Annotated in this window: 17 protein-coding genes; 2 read left to right on the top strand and 15 right to left on the bottom strand. The window is 54.1% G+C overall.

The window, feature by feature from the left end; all coding sequences use genetic code 11:
* Nucleotides 1-87: 87 nt before the first annotated feature.
* The 5 genes from QFZ34_RS02165 to xoxF5 form a co-directional block, all read right to left on the bottom strand.
* Complete coding sequence (locus tag QFZ34_RS02165; protein ID WP_115053909.1) at nt 88-183, bottom strand: pyrroloquinoline quinone precursor peptide PqqA; 96 nt, start codon at nt 181-183, stop codon at nt 88-90.
* Between the two features lie 76 nt (nt 184-259).
* A complete protein-coding gene (locus QFZ34_RS02160; protein WP_307276295.1) occupies nt 260-859 on the bottom strand; it encodes a PQQ-dependent catabolism-associated CXXCW motif protein in 600 nt (199 codons plus the stop codon).
* Complete coding sequence (locus tag QFZ34_RS02155; protein WP_370878707.1) at nt 831-1,688, bottom strand: substrate-binding domain-containing protein; 858 nt, start codon at nt 1,686-1,688, stop codon at nt 831-833. The genes QFZ34_RS02160 and QFZ34_RS02155 overlap by 29 nt, the downstream gene beginning before the upstream one ends.
* A gap of 7 nt (nt 1,689-1,695) precedes the next feature.
* Nucleotides 1,696-2,220, bottom strand: a complete 525-nt coding sequence (locus QFZ34_RS02150) for a c-type cytochrome, methanol metabolism-related (RefSeq protein ID WP_307276292.1) — start codon at nt 2,218-2,220, stop codon at nt 1,696-1,698.
* Between the two features lie 162 nt (nt 2,221-2,382).
* Nucleotides 2,383-4,164 (bottom strand): lanthanide-dependent methanol dehydrogenase XoxF5, encoded by a 1,782-nt coding sequence (xoxF5, locus tag QFZ34_RS02145; protein ID WP_307278834.1) that lies wholly within the window; start codon nt 4,162-4,164, stop codon nt 2,383-2,385.
* A gap of 495 nt (nt 4,165-4,659) precedes the next feature.
* On the opposite strand from xoxF5, the gene QFZ34_RS02140 reads away from it, so the two are divergent.
* Nucleotides 4,660-5,016: a hypothetical protein gene (locus QFZ34_RS02140; RefSeq protein ID WP_370878672.1), complete on the top strand. Its 357-nt coding sequence runs from the start codon at nt 4,660-4,662 to the stop codon at nt 5,014-5,016.
* 9 nt (nt 5,017-5,025) lie between these two features.
* Here the strand turns inward: QFZ34_RS02140 and QFZ34_RS02135 are convergent, their stop codons facing one another.
* From QFZ34_RS02135 to QFZ34_RS02115, 5 genes are all read right to left on the bottom strand, one after another.
* Nucleotides 5,026-5,877: a quinoprotein dehydrogenase-associated SoxYZ-like carrier gene (locus tag QFZ34_RS02135; RefSeq protein WP_307276289.1), complete on the bottom strand. Its 852-nt coding sequence runs from the start codon at nt 5,875-5,877 to the stop codon at nt 5,026-5,028.
* An 88-nt stretch (nt 5,878-5,965) separates the two neighbouring features.
* The gene (locus QFZ34_RS02130; protein WP_307276287.1) at nt 5,966-6,925 is read right to left on the bottom strand and encodes a quinoprotein relay system zinc metallohydrolase 2; all 960 of its coding nucleotides are present in this window, start codon (nt 6,923-6,925) and stop codon (nt 5,966-5,968) included.
* Nucleotide 6,926: 1 nt separating this feature from the next.
* Complete coding sequence (locus tag QFZ34_RS02125; protein ID WP_307276285.1) at nt 6,927-7,679, bottom strand: ABC transporter ATP-binding protein; 753 nt, start codon at nt 7,677-7,679, stop codon at nt 6,927-6,929.
* The gene (locus QFZ34_RS02120; RefSeq protein ID WP_307276283.1) at nt 7,639-8,373 is read right to left on the bottom strand and encodes an ABC transporter permease; all 735 of its coding nucleotides are present in this window, start codon (nt 8,371-8,373) and stop codon (nt 7,639-7,641) included. The genes QFZ34_RS02125 and QFZ34_RS02120 overlap by 41 nt, the downstream gene beginning before the upstream one ends.
* Nucleotides 8,374-8,448: 75 nt before the next feature.
* Nucleotides 8,449-9,330: an ABC transporter substrate-binding protein gene (locus QFZ34_RS02115; protein WP_307276281.1), complete on the bottom strand. Its 882-nt coding sequence runs from the start codon at nt 9,328-9,330 to the stop codon at nt 8,449-8,451.
* A gap of 686 nt (nt 9,331-10,016) precedes the next feature.
* Between QFZ34_RS02115 and QFZ34_RS02110 the strand changes: the two genes are divergently transcribed.
* On the top strand, nt 10,017-10,403 hold the full coding sequence (locus QFZ34_RS02110) for a c-type cytochrome (protein WP_307276276.1): 387 nt from the start codon (nt 10,017-10,019) through the stop codon (nt 10,401-10,403).
* A gap of 81 nt (nt 10,404-10,484) precedes the next feature.
* On the opposite strand, the gene QFZ34_RS02105 is transcribed toward QFZ34_RS02110, so the two are convergent.
* The 5 genes from QFZ34_RS02105 to QFZ34_RS02085 are packed head-to-tail and all read right to left on the bottom strand — an operon-like array spanning nt 10,485 to nt 14,559.
* Nucleotides 10,485-11,039, bottom strand: coding sequence for a thioredoxin family protein (locus QFZ34_RS02105; RefSeq protein ID WP_307276274.1), 555 nt, complete (start codon nt 11,037-11,039; stop codon nt 10,485-10,487).
* 12 nt (nt 11,040-11,051) lie between these two features.
* Nucleotides 11,052-11,741, bottom strand: a complete 690-nt coding sequence (rpe, locus tag QFZ34_RS02100; RefSeq protein ID WP_307276271.1) for a ribulose-phosphate 3-epimerase — start codon at nt 11,739-11,741, stop codon at nt 11,052-11,054.
* Entirely contained in the window at nt 11,738-12,676 is a 939-nt protein-coding gene (gene cbbX, locus QFZ34_RS02095; protein WP_307276267.1) for a CbbX protein, read from the bottom strand. Before cbbX ends, rpe begins: the two co-directional genes overlap by 4 nt.
* Entirely contained in the window at nt 12,669-13,088 is a 420-nt protein-coding gene (locus tag QFZ34_RS02090; RefSeq protein ID WP_115053922.1) for a ribulose bisphosphate carboxylase small subunit, read from the bottom strand. Before QFZ34_RS02090 ends, cbbX begins: the two co-directional genes overlap by 8 nt.
* Before the next feature lie 10 nt (nt 13,089-13,098).
* Nucleotides 13,099-14,559, bottom strand: coding sequence for a form I ribulose bisphosphate carboxylase large subunit (locus QFZ34_RS02085; RefSeq protein WP_115053923.1), 1,461 nt, complete (start codon nt 14,557-14,559; stop codon nt 13,099-13,101).
* Nucleotides 14,560-14,585: the final 26 nt, after the last annotated feature.

Raw genomic sequence — 14,585 nt, 5'->3', positions numbered from 1 at the left:
ATTTCCTCATTGCCAGAATTTATCCGGCCTTGCATTCAATCTGAAGTCGTCGCCCCGCGCGAGCATCTTGCGCGGGGCGGCCGGTTGCTACTTCTTTGCCTTTAATTCTGCGGGCAAATAGCGTGTCAATTCCATGCCGGCAGCAACCTGGCACATTTCAGGTTTTTTCCATGTCTTCTTCATGCTTTCCTCCTTCTACACAAAGACCAAAGATTGATCTTTCTCCGTTACCATACGCCTTCTTAGCGCAGGATTGAAATTAATAGGGTTCATTTTTCCGTGTCGGCTGCTTTGCTGCAACCCAGCCATCCGTGCCCAACGGATACCAGAGAACCGCCTCATATCCCCACTCCACCGCCCGCTTGGCTGCATTCCATGACATCCAACAATTCTCCATGCAGTAAAACAAGATCTTTCGCCGCTTGTCGTCTCCAAGCCGGGACATCAGCCCTTTGCGGAAATAGGCTTCGGTCTCGCTGTTAATCACGCCATAACCCACATTCGCGAGCCAGATGCTGCCGGGAATATCCTCCCTTACCTTTTCCCTCCACACCGTACCCTGCGGCAGAGATGCCGGCTTTGGATCGTGGGGCAGTACATCGACAAAGACAGCTGCTTTGCTCTTCCACAATGCGATGGCCTCCTCAGTTGTGACAACCTGCGCACCCTTCAATGTTGCAGGCACTGGTGCCTTATAGTTTTCCAGCCTGTAGCCTGCGGGCTCGGAAACGGTATCGCCCGCAAGGGCAGCCGTTGGAGACAACCCCAACAAAACCGCCCAAAAACCGAACCATGTCCACACCGGATTTTGCCCTCCTGACAAATAGTGGTTATTGCGTAATTGGCCTGTCTTTTTCATCGATCAGCGGCACCTGGAAATCCAATAATATCTTGTTGATCTCCTGCTGGTTTTCCCTGATCACCTTATTCAAGGTGCGTTTCCACTCCTGATCGGAAGGACGAACGCCCATGGTAATGCGATATGCCATATGCCGTGATTTCTCCTTCACCAAGGGGATCACCACCAGATCAGGATCAATTTCCTTTGCATAGTAACCCGCCATCGGACCCCACAGCACTGCGGCCTCAATCGAGCCTTTTTTCAAGTCCTTGATCATCGTCTCTGCCATTGACGGCGCCAGACGCGTATCGACCATAAGCGGATAAGGGTGCACATTGCGCATGTAACCAGCCTTGGCAAGATTGGCCGCCGGGGGTGTGCCGGCAACAACGCCAATCCTCCTGCCGGCAAGCTTCTGGTCTTCAATGGTTTCCACACCATCAAGACCGGTATTTTTCTTGTAGATCAGCACATAAGTCGATCGGTAATAAGCATTGGTGTTCTGCACCAGCTCATCACCTTGAGCGTAACCGATGATGATGTCGCAACGATTGGCACGCAGCGTATTTCTGACAAAACCGGTTGCCATTGGATACCATGTATAGGCAACTGATTTCCGCCCGGTCTTGGCTGCAACGAGCTCAGCAAGTTTGTTCTCGAAACCTTTGCCTTTATCGTCGGAAAAGGGCAGGTTTGAAGGATCAGAACAAACCCGCAAAACATCGGGGTCCACCAGCTCACCTGCCGTACCGAGGCCGGATTCTTGGGCAGACGCATTGAAGGACAGGCCGATCGCTGCACATGTAGCGAAAGCCATGACGATTTTTGCAAGTTGTGCCCGGTTCATCAGCATTCTAACCACCCATACAGGAGGTTTCGGCCTCTTTTGCGGCCTCCGGCTTATCTTCTTTCTTTGCCGGACGGCCGCGCGGGAGATCGCCGACTGCGCGTGCGCGCAAATAGACATAAAGATCATCCATATAGCAGTAGACGTTCTTGTTCTCGCCGAATGCGGGCATGACTTTTTCGTTCCCGGCGCTCAGGTTCTTTCGGCCCTCCGCCACGATCGACAGAAAATCGGCATAGGTCATTGTTTTCAGAGAATTTGCCAGGGCGGGAGCGAAAGAGGAGCCTGCGCCATCTGCACCATGGCACACGTTGCATTCGGAATTGAAGCGACGATATCCACTATAGGTGTACCAATCGACCGTTCCGTCTTCCTGTATCTTGAATGTAGGGTTTCCTTCCTTGTCGGCATATTTACCATTGTCCTGTGAGGCGACCGCAGCGGCGGCTTTGTCGTCGGCATGGGTACTGACCAAGCTTGCCAAGAGAGCAAAGCTGGCAGTTACGGCAAGAATCGTTAATCGGGTCGGCATCAAGAAACCTCTCATTGCAACCTCGCCAGCGCTCTGGGAAGCCCGGTCAGCAGTTGCGATTGATCATTTGTTTGTCGGAGCCGCAAAGAACCCGGCCGGCATGGCCGGGTTCTTCTTTAGCGACCGCCTCAACGTGGCTAACGGTATACAAGTCCGTCCTTGTCACTCAGGAACGGCAAAGACCGTCAATTGGCCACCAAGAGCCGTATAGTCCGAGAGGCCGGCATATCCACCGACAGCGCCCAGACCATCCGTGCCCTTGGTCAGACCGGCAGCAAGGCCGATACCTGCCCAACCGCCAACGCCTGACAGAACGGCAACATATTGTTTGCCCTTATGTTCGTAGGTGGTGACATTGCCGATAATGCCGGAGGGTGTTTTGAACTTGTAGAGTTCTTTGCCGTCCTTATCGACCGCCTTGAGGTAGCCTTCGAGCGTTCCGTAAAAGACCACGTCACCATCAGTTGCTAGTGCACCGGACCAAACCGAGAATTGTTCGGATTTAGACCAGACGATCTCGCCCTTCGCAGCATCCCAGGCAATAAAGTTACCCATGCCACCATGGCTGTTGGGAGCCGGGTACATGGAAAGCGTCGCACCAATATAAGGTTGACCGGCAGTGTAACTGACCTTGTAGGGCTCATAGTCCATGCAGACATGATTTGTCGGCACGTAGAAGAGTTTGGTCTTTGGCGAATACGATGCTGGCTGCTGATCCTTTGTGCCAAGAGCCGCAGGACAGATGCCAGTTGTATTGACATCTTCACCCTGGGCCTGTGTCGAATACTTGTCGACAACCTTCGGACGGCCATAGGTCTTGCTGTCCTTGTTCATGTCGACTTCAGTAGCCCAGTTGACCGCGGGGTCGTATTTTTTAGCGACGAGAAGCTCGCCGTTGGCACGATCCATCGTGTAAGCAAAGCCATTTCTGTCAAAATGTACGAGGACGTCACGTGGCTTTCCGTCTACCTCGATGCCGTCAGCAAGGATCATTTCATTGACGCCATCATAATCCCACTCGTCATGTGGGGTCATCTGATAAAGCCATTTGGCCATGCCGGTGTCGGCATCACGAGCCATGATTGTCATTGACCACCGATTGTCGCCTGGCCGCTGACTTGGATTCCACGTCGACGGATTGCCGGTACCATAATAAATGAGATTCAGCTTGGGATCGTATGAATACCAACCCCAAGTTGTACCGCCACCGACTTTCCACTGATCGCCTTCCCAGGTGTTCGTACCAGAATCGGCACCCACAGGTTTGCCAAGTTGGGTCGTCTTTTCGGGATCGATCAGTGTTTCTTTGTCCGATCCCATTGACCAGGCCCGCCAAGCCTGCTTGCCATCCTTAATGTTGTAGGCAGTGAGCGCACCACGCACCCCGAATTCGCCACCGGATATGCCAACAATCACTTTGTCTTTCACCACCATTGGTGCGGACGTGCCGGACTCGCCTTTGCTACCGTCCGCCGCTTCACCATTTTTCACCGACCAGGCGACTTCACCTGTCTTGGCATCAAGTGCAACGAGCGTTGTATCGGCCTGATACAGGAATATCTTGCCATCGCCGTATGCGACGCCGCGATTGACCGTATCGCAGCACATGATCGGAATAACATTGGAATCCTGTTTGGGCTCATATTTCCAAAGGATCTTACCATCATTGTTTAAATCAAGTGCAAAGACCGTGTTCGGGTAAGGCGCGTGCACATACATCACGTCGCCGATAATGAGCGGACCACCTTCATGGCCACGCAGCACGCCCGTTGAAAATGTCCAGGCAACCTGGAGGTTCTTGACATTATCCTTGGTAATCTGGTTGAGTTTTGAGTAACGAGTATTGGCATAGTCGCCAGTCTGGATAGCCCAGTTCTTGGAATCCGAGATCAAGCCTTGAAGATCGTCATTGGCCAGAGCTCCACCCGCCAACGAGAACGTCATGGCTGTCGTAGCCAATGCAATTCCTATTAAATTTCTGTGTACACGCATTTAGTCCTCCCAAAGTTCACATTTATGAACTATCGGCGAAAACCGAGTAAACATACGGGTCCGCACCACTAGCTCAGGCAAATGGGGAAGTATTTCCGGCAGCGTGTCACGACAAAGCCAGGCGCGCAGAGGGCACCGTTACTGCCCACCTCGCTTGGCCTACGAAGACTGTCACCACTCCCTTGACGGCAACGTCCTTGAAGCCGGAAACAAGATGACGATAGGAGAAAGAATTTCATTAGGCAAGCATGATTATCGAATTTATATTTGCTGCATTGCAATATAATTCTTCCGCATTGCATAAGAAAACAAAAGATTTCTGATTTATTCTAAATATTTAATCCATGGCGAACTTTGATACTTTCATCTAAATTATATTTGCGTCCATATATTCTCTTTTATTAACAGCCTGGAAAATGTATATTTAGCATTACCGAATGCTGGAGTATGAAAATGCCTGGAGTGAAAACCATCAAGCCGATTTTGTTAGCAAGCGCAGCAATCGCATTTCCAATGCTGGCACATGCTGCGTCAGATTATCCGACACCGGCGGTCGCAGAGTATGTTTACGGTTGCATGAAAGCGAATGGAGAAAATCGTGACACCCTCCAGCGCTGCTCCTGTTCTATTGATGTTATCGCCTCGGTTGTGACCTATGAGCGCTATGAAGCAGCAGAAACCTATAAGCAAATGGGGCTGGTTCCGGGGGAGAACGGTGTTCTTTTTCGCGAAAGCGCACCGGCAAAAGCTGCCATCGGCGAACTCAAGCGGGCTCAGGCGGAGGCAGACATCCGCTGTTTTTAGAGTTACGGCTCAAAGGCTTGAAGATTCGAGCGGCCATTCACCCTGGAATTTCTTGCCTTCGGTATCCAGGGCTTCAACTTTGAGCTCCTCTCCGGTCCTCGCGTCGAACGCGAACCGAAAATTGGGATCTTCTGCGATCGATATACCACCTTGCATCGACAGGATCAGCTGATTGCCCTGGGAGACGGTGAGCCCCTGGATAAAATGGGCAGGGATATAATATCGCGTCAACTGATCCATCTGTAACCCGGAATTGTTCGGATGGCGGATCATCAGCTGCATCTCCGTGGCCCGAGTCAAGGGCTCCGAGCCAGGCGCCTTGGAGGGAAACACCCGCAGCTTCATTTTGCCGAGCGATGCCATTGCTTCGTCCTGATTCTTCATCGCAGGTGCCGAGCACCCCCCGGAAGCCTTCACAAAGACTTCCGTCATGTGCAGCTTCTCATCTTCCGTTTCAGCAATAGCCCGCACATAGGAATAGGCGTTAACCCGCAGGCGCGTTGCCAGATGGGTGACGCCAGCGTTCTGCCCGAATGTAAAGACCGCGGCGACAGGCGCTGGATTCTCGTCGACGATCAAGGTCACGGTCTTGATGCGTCCCGTCTTGCTGTCTGTCTTGAAGTGCATATCGATAGGAACGACAGCCGCGTCTTCGGCGCGTTTGGGCGCTTCAATTCTGACGATCCCCTCGCCCTGTTCTATTGGCCGGCTCCCGAAAACATCGCTCTTCAGGCTCTTCCATGTTGCCGCCTCTGGTGCGCTGACGTTCTGGCTTTCCGCTGTCGCCGGACTGACGGCCCAAAGCAATCCCGCCGCGATCAAAGCAGCACAACCATTGGTTCGCTTCATATTCCAAGTCATGTTCGCCTCCACCAAATTTCGTTGGCGGTGCCCGGCCAGTCGTTACCATACCACTTGGCACGATGGTCTGGCAAACACCAACAAATAGCTACTCCCACTCAAGTTCGGCATAGGCAGTAGTTGCATTGCGCTCATTATACTGGTTGAAAAGATGCCATTTGTCGCGTTCACTTTGGGCCGCGGTCCGGTTTGCATCCGTCATGGAGCGGCCATCGGCAAGCGCCATGCGAATGTCCCTGGCGAGCGCGTTGAAATAACGACTTTCATCGTCGAGTGCCCGTGGCCAGGGTGCCGGAACAGGTCCGTGCCCGGGAACGGCCATATCGGCATCAATCTCCCTTAAATCCTTCAGCTGCCTGATCCAGCCAAGCAGCGACCCGTCGATTGTGGGGATATGCTGCGTAAAGCACAGGTCACCAGTGAACAGAATCCGTGTCCGTTGATCGAACACAGACAGATCATTGTCGGTATGTGCCGGTTTCCAAGCTTTCAATGTCACCTTGCGGTTGCCCAGGTCCAGCTCCTGCTCGCCGGTAACGGTTATCGCAGGCGGAATTATCCTGATGCTGGACATGAGTTCGGGACCGAGGATCGCACGATAACTTTCCACATAATAATCGCCGCGATTGGCCAATGCCCGTCCCAGATTGTGGTGACCTACTATAACGGCTCCGGTGCCTTCAAAAGCCGAGTTTCCAAAAATGTGGTCGGGATGCATATGAGTGTTGATGAGATACCGAATCGGCTTGTCCGTTTTGGCTCGAATTGCCGCTACGAGCCTTCTGCCCTCTGCCGCGCTGCCGCCACTGTCGATGGCGGCAACGCCCTCATTGCCGATGATGAAGCCAATGTTGCATATTTCGCCTTCATTGGCGGCACTCATCATCTCCGGCGCTCCGGTGAATGCGAAAATGCCTTTCGCTATTTCCTTGACGGGAAGCGCCTCATTTCCGGCCACCTCGGCGCTGGCAAATCGTGCATGGGACATACAGCAGCCGGCAAGCAGCAATCCGGTGCCTAGAACGATACGTCGCGAAGGTCCGGCCATGTCAGGCTCCTCCACCCGGATATCTGTCGAGGAATGACCTGAGAATATCCCGCTTTGCCTGTTCGGTTCTGCTCTGGCGGGGCAATTTGATGTCGAAGGTTCCGATAACATGTGCAGGACGATCCGACAGAACGATAATCCGATCGGACAACAGGATGGCTTCCCTGATATTGTGCGTGACCATGAGTGCCGTTGTCGGTCGCTCCGCCCATACGCCCATCAGCAGGTGACGAAGCTGCTGGGCCGTGGGTTCATCTAGAGAAACAAAAGGCTCATCGAGCACCAGAATATCAGGTTCAATCGCCAGAGCCCGCGCAATTGCCGCTCTGCGTGCCAGCCCGAGCGAAAGCTCCCCCGGGTAGAACGTTCTCATCCGGGACAAACCCAATGTGCTGAAAAGCGCATCGAGATTCGTGTCCTTGAGGTGATCTGGCAGCGCGAGACGGACATTTTGCTCAACGGAGCGCCATGGAAGCAGGAGCGGCTCCTGAAACACCACTCCGATGCGGGGATGCGCCAGCCCGGAGAGCTGCATTGTACCGCGATAATCGGTGTCGAGCCCCAGCAATATACGCAGTGTCGTCGTCTTGCCGCATCCGGACGGCCCCACAATGCACGCAAACTCGTTCTGCGCCACCTCAAAATGCAAATTCTGAAGCACGGTGATAGCTTCGCCATTCGATGACCGGAACGACTTCTCTTTTATGTCGATCTTAAGCTCCGTGGCGGCGCCAACGTGTGGATGTTTGTTCAAGAGGCTGCACCAATACAAGTTCAATCAATAGCATCACCGCAACGAATGCCAAAGTGTAGGCAAGGATTGCAGCGACATCGAAAAGCTGGAAAAACAGATTGATCTGGAAGCCGACACCGTTGGCTCTGCCCAGCAGCTCCACGACAAGCACTATTTTCCAGATGAGGGAAATGCCGGATCTGGACGCCGCGGCTATGAAGGGCTGCAATTGCGGCAGCAGGATATGACGCAGCCGGTCCATTCGGCCAAAGCGGTAAATTTTCGCCATCTCGCCATAGCGCTCATCCAAAGCCCGTGCGCCCTCGCGCATTGTGACAACAACATTGGGAATCTTGTTAAGCGCAACTGCTCCGATAGCCGCTGCCTCGTTGAGGCCAAACCAGATATAGGCGAGCACAATGATCACCAGAGCGGGTATGTTCAGGAACAGTATAACCCAAGGATTGAAAAACCGATCAGCACCTCTGTGTCTTCCAAGCGCAACGCCGATAGCAGAGCCAATCAGCATCGCCAGAAAGAACGAGGCTGCGACCCGCCAAAGCGTCATGCCCAGATGATAGCCCATGTCGCCGCTGGCTGTCTCCCGCAGGAAAGCCTGCAAGACGAGAAGAGGCGCGGGAAAGGACCGGCTTGGCCAAAGCGAAGCTCCGATGTGCCAGGCGACGAGCAAAACTGCAAAGGAAATGCATCCCATCGTGACCGACGACCAATATTGTCGTGAACCTCCGCCTTTCCCCCATCTGGAAGTTGGAGATCAGGGCCGGGTCCGTCACTGCGTCCTCCAAAACGTTCCGGGAGCCAATGTTTTGCCAGGTCCCACCAGTCGCTCACCTCCAAGTTCGGCAAGAATTGCATAGAGTTTTGCGGCATCCTCCTCTTCTTCTTCGACGGAACGGCGGGGAATGCCTTCGCGATAGCGGTCTCGCAGCACCTGCAGCTCGCGCCTCTCCGCCTTGATGACTGGAGAGAGCCGCTGCCATTCTTCATCGGAACTGGCGAGCAGTTTCTTCGCATCACGGCTGGCTTTGAGAAAAGCTTCAATAAGCTCAGGGTGGTCACGGGCCCATTTCTCGCGGAATATAAATCCGATCGCCGAGACGGCACCTGTGGCGCCCAGATCTCTTGCAGCATCGCTCGTGCTGATCAGGCGATGAAAGCCCCGCGCTTCGAGCCGTGCACAAAAGTTCCAGAAATTTAAAATGGCATCCAGTTCGCCCTGTTCCGCCTTTTCCGCAAGCAGTGGTGGTGCGCCGAAAACAATCTCGTTTTGTGCAGGCAGATCAAGCGCTTGTTTTTTTGCAAGCGCTTGTATGAGCAGCCAGCTCTTATCGAGCGGACCGCCGGCAACACCAATCTTCTTGCCGTTCAGATCGGCAAGTTTTTTTATAGGCGAGCCATCGCGTACCATCAAAGCTCCAACAGAGCTGGAATAGGCTGCAAAGCTTATGTCCTCGCCGGATGTGCGTTGACGTGACACCCACAGCCAATCGGCAACGATGATATCGACATCACCGGCCATCATTGCCACATTGGTAGCATCTTCGCTGGCAAAAAAACGCACATCAAGATCAATATTGTACTTGTTGTCGATCCCATGGTGCCTGATGGTGTCCAGCTCCCAGTTCACAGTCCCGAACCGCAATACGCCCACGCGAACCTTCTCAACGGCTCCGGCTATTTGACTGAAGAACAGGCCAAGCAGCAACGCCAGCAGGAAGGTGGCACGGCCCAGTCGTCTCGATATGATCTCACAATGTCCTCCCAGACCGATTTGCCGTCCCGCCGTCTACAATCCTATAGTGTCGTCTCGCCGGTGGGATATACGCATTTCCATCGGACAACACGAAGCTTGGGATGCTCCTCACTCCATTTAGCAATTTCGGTAGGTGCCAAAAACAGGCAATTGGTAATCCCGCCCCTGTCTTCAAAATGCAGTCGCTCTTCCCGGCAGCTTGACGGGTCCGACACGAGGCAAATGGTTAAAACGAGGTCGATAACGTCCATTCAGCACCCTCAATCCTACCCTTGCCCGCAAACGTCCCAATAAGGGGCAATGCAAAACAAGATGACAGCCGGAATTCTCAAGGTGCCCGATGAGAAATATCTAGGTCAAGTTACGGTTCCTGTGAGCCGGCGTCAATCATGCAGCCACATAAAACCTGGAATGTGAGATTGCGGCGTTATTACCTGCCCGAGGCGATTGACTTATGCCAAGCCACAGGTAACGTTTTGGAATGGCTGGGGTCAATTGGACCAGCTGAAAATGGTGGTGACAGTGCATGGAAACTGGCACCAGTACTCGTCTAAGGGCACCCTTGGCGAATATGAGGAAATGCCATGCGATATCTTGTTATGCTGACAGCTATGTCAGTTACTATTGTTTATGCTGGAGGAGCCACGGCTCAGGAGGGGGATGCAACGGCCGGAGCAACGGTTTTCAAAAAATGTACGGCCTGTCACGTAGCCGACAGCGACAAGAACAAGGTCGGACCTTCGCTGAACGGCCTGTTTGGAAGGACAGCAGGCACACATCCTGGCTTTAATTATTCGCCAGCGATGAAGGCTGCAGGCGCTGCGGGTCTGGTATGGGATAGTGCCAGCTTACGCGAATATCTGCATGATCCCAAGGCGAAGGTCAAAGGCACCAAAATGGCCTTTGCGGGTCTCAAGGATGAAACCGACATTACAAATCTTGAGGCATATCTCAAACAATATTCCAAATAAGCCCGCCGGTCCTCGATACCGGCGGCATTTCCACCACCCGAGCCTTACATGCTCCAATGGACGTGAAGGCTCGGGTGTATTTTATTTATCACGCCATTTGATGGAGCAGCCAACCGAGGCGAATTGTTCGCGCGGCCCGGACCCCGTTTCGGCAATTTCCACCATTGCCTCAAACAGGTCACGGCGCAGATCGGCACTGGCCTCCTGTTTACGCGATCCATCCAGGCGCCCGCGATATTGCAGTTTTCCTGCCGCGTTGAATCCAAAAAAATCGGGCGTGCAGACGGCATTATAGAGACGCGCAATACTTTGATCCGCATCATGCAAATAAGGAAAAGGCAGGCCATTCTTGCGACTGAATGTGCACATTCCATCATAGGAGTCGGATGGGTAGGCGATGGGGTCATTGGCGTTGATGGCAACGAACCCGATGCCAAGCTGTTTCAGATCGCGGGCATCGCGGACAATGCGCTGAATGACCGCCCTTACATAAGGACAATGATTGCAGATGAATGCAACGACCAGACCGCGGTTTCCCGCCTGTGACAGGATCGAATACCGCCTTCCGTCCACACCAAGGAGTGTTGCATCCACGCCCTGCCAGCCAAAATCGCATAGAGGTGCTATTGCAGCCATATTTTTCTCCGTTCAGGCGGCACGGTGTTGAATTGCCTGTTTGGCAGCCTCGCGAATGGCGGAAATGTTACCCGCATAGGCAAGCTTTCCGCCGGCCGTGAAGATTGCCGAACCTGCTACAAGGACATTTGCGCCCGCAGCAGTGACAAGGGGCGCTGTCAGCGGCGTAACACCGCCGTCGATTTCAATCCGGATCGGCCGTTTGCCGATGAGCGCCTTCAAACGTTTGATCTTTTCAACGACCGCCGGAATAAACGCCTGTCCGCCAAACCCGGGATTGACCGTCATCAGCAGCACCAGGTCCAGCCGGTCCAGCACATACTCGATAGCGCTTTCGGGCGTAGAGGGATTGAGAGACACACCAGCCTTTTTCCCAAGGCCGCGAATGGCCTGCAGGGAACGGTCAAGGTGTGGCCCGGCCTCAGCATGGACAGTTATAAAATCGCAACCGGCATCGGCAAAGGCTGCCAGATAGTTGTCGGCCGGTGCAATCATGAGGTGACAGTCGAATATGGCCTTGGTCCTGTTGCGGATGGATTTTATGACCTGCGGACCGAAGGTGATGTTCGGCACGAAATGCCCGTCCATGACATCAAGATGCACCCAGTCCGCGCCGGCAGCCATCACATCTTCCACCTCTTCGCCAAGACGGGAAAAATCCGCTGACAGGACAGATGGTGCAATTAATACCTCGTGGCTCATGGCACTTTTTCCTTCCCGGTTGATCGAGCAAAAACACGGCTGCCCCTGATATCTTCTGCCGTAATTGTGGACAGGGCCGTTGAATCCGTTGGACCGTTCGAAGCCTCGAACAACCGATTGGCATGTCTTAGGCGCGCCCTGTCTAGTGCATTGCGGATCGAGCGGGCATTGGCAAAATGTGGCTGCCGTCGGCGGTGTTCGATATAATCGGCCATGATCGTGCGGCCTGGCTCATCAAAATTATAGTTCTGCCTGGCCAGCATGGTTTCAGCAATCCTGAGCAGCTCATCGGAACTGTAGTCGGGAAAGTCGATGTGATGGGCTATGCGCGAGCGGAACCCCGGATTGCTCTCAAAAAACTTATCCATGCGGTCGCCATAGCCCGCGAGAATAACGACGAGATCGTCACGCTGGTTTTCCATGACTTGCAGCAGAATCTCGATGGCCTCCTGCCCGTAATCCCGCTCGTTCTCCTGCCTGTGCAGATAATAGGCCTCGTCTATGAACAGGACACCGCCCATGGCTTTCTTGAGTATCTCCTTGGTTTTAGGTGCGGTATGACCGATATACTGGCCAACCAAATCATCACGGGTGACAGACACGAGATGCCCTTTGCGAATATATCCCAGACGGTGCAGGAGGTTTGCCATACGCAGCGCCACAGTCGTCTTGCCAGTGCCCGGATTGCCACTGAAACTCATGTGCAGCGTCGGCGTCTCGTGCGCAAGTCCGAGGCTGCGGCGAGCGCGTTCCACCAACAGCAAGGCCGCCGTTTCCCGTATGCGCTGCTTCACCGGTTTCAAGCCGATCAATTCGCGATCAAGTTCGTCAAGCACTTCCTTGACCCCGGACTCAACATATTGCGCGCGCAGGTCGACCGCTCCGGGGGCCCCGCTCGCGGTGTCGGCGGACAGCGTCATGGTTGCATCAGCCATAGCGCTGCCCAGCCGGTCTGTCGGTTGCATAGGCGCTGGTCGTGTAGCGAACCACGCGGCCTTCTCCTTCCTGACGGGCCAAGTGGAAGCCTGGTTCTTCGGCAGGTCGGTTGACAAGGAATGAAAGCTTAACCGATTCCCATCCATGGGAATTATCGAATGCCACCAGCCGAATATACCTGTCGCCATAGACCTTGCGGCATTCCCGCAATTCCATCATCAATGCTGCAGCGTCCGGATTGTCGAACATGGGATGCGCCCACATGTCCCAATAGGTATTGCGGGGATGTGGGTCGTCCGTAAATTCGAGACTGACCGCCCAGCCATTGTCGATGCAATACTGCACCTGCCTGGTAATCTGATCGTCCGTGAGATCGGGCAGGAATGAAAATGCTCCTTGAGTGATCCGCATCTGTGTTCTCCTATTCGGCTGCTGTTGCGGTTGGAACGAAGTCCGGGGAATCGGTCGAGGTGTAATTGAAGGACACGTCCTTCCAGACCTCGAGCGCCTGCTGCAGCGGCTGGCAGTTGCGCGCCGCCATCCGCAAAATATCAGGACCTTCGCGCAGGATATCGCGTCCTTCATTGCGGGCGAGCACCATGCATTCGAGCGCGACCCGATTGGCAGTTGCCCCGGCAGCGATGCCGAGCGGATGACCGATGGTGCCTCCGCCGAACTGCAGGACGACATCCTCGCCCAGAAGATCGAGGAGTTGGTGCATCTGGCCCGCATGTATCCCGCCCGAAGCCACGGGCATCATCTTGTTGAGTGAAGCCCAGTGCTGGTCGAAGAAGACACCGTTCTCCAATTGCATAGGATTGAAGTCCTCGCGGCAGATATCGTAGTATCCGCGTGTGGTTGCCGGGTCGCCTTCAAGCTTGCCGACGACTGTTCCGGCATGGATGTGATCGACACCCGCTAGCCGCATCCACTTGGCAATCACGCGGAAGGAAACGCCGTGCGACTTTTGCCTTGTATAGGTCGAATGGCCAGCGCGGTGCAAATGCAGGATCATATCATTGCGCCGTGCCCATTTCGCCATGGACTGGATGGCCGTGTAGCCGATCACGAGATCAATCATGACGATATTTGAGCCCAGTTCCTTGGCAAAATCAGCCCGCTCATACATATCCTCCATGGTTGCAGCGGTGACATTGAGGTAGCTGCCCTTGATCTCGCCCGTTGTAGCCTGAGCCTTGTTGACCGCTTCCATGCAATAGAGGAAGCGCTCGCGCCAATGCATGAATGGCTGCGAATTGATGTTCTCGTCATCCTTGGTGAAATCCAGCCCGCCTTTAAGCGCCTCGTAGACCACGCGGCCATAATTGCGGCCGGAAAGACCAAGCTTTGGCTTGACCGTTGCGCCAAGCAATGGACGTCCGAACTTGTCGAGACGTTCGCGCTCGACGACGATTCCCGTTGGCGGTCCCTGGAATGTTTTGACATAGGCGACCGGCAGCCGCATGTCTTCGAGGCGCAGCGCCTTGAGTGGCTTAAACCCGAAAACATTGCCAATGATGGATGCTGTCAGGTTCGAAATCGACCCCGGTTCGAACAGGTCCAAATCATAGGCAATATACGCGAAATACTGACCTTCTCCATTGGGGACAGGATCGACGCGATAAGCCTTGGCGCGGTATTTTTCCGTTGCCGTCAGCCGGTCCGTCCAAACCACTGTCCAGGTGGCGGTTGAAGATTCCCCAGCAACAGCGGCCGCAGCTTCTATCGGATCGACCCCGTCCTGCGGGGTAATGCGAAAGAGTGCGATTATGTCCGTATCCTTCGGCTCATAATCGGGCTCCCAGTAGCCCATCTTCTTGTATTCCATAACGCCCGACCTGTAGCGCTCTTTCCCGGTGACCGTTTCCGAATTGCTCGACATGATGTGGTCCTTTCCTTGAATATTTT

This window comes from Phyllobacterium ifriqiyense (assembly GCF_030817885.1).
GTDB classification, from domain to species: domain Bacteria; phylum Pseudomonadota; class Alphaproteobacteria; order Rhizobiales; family Rhizobiaceae; genus Phyllobacterium; species Phyllobacterium ifriqiyense.
The sequence above is the reverse complement of the archived record's forward strand: the minus strand, read 5'-3'. Positions and strand labels throughout refer to the sequence as shown.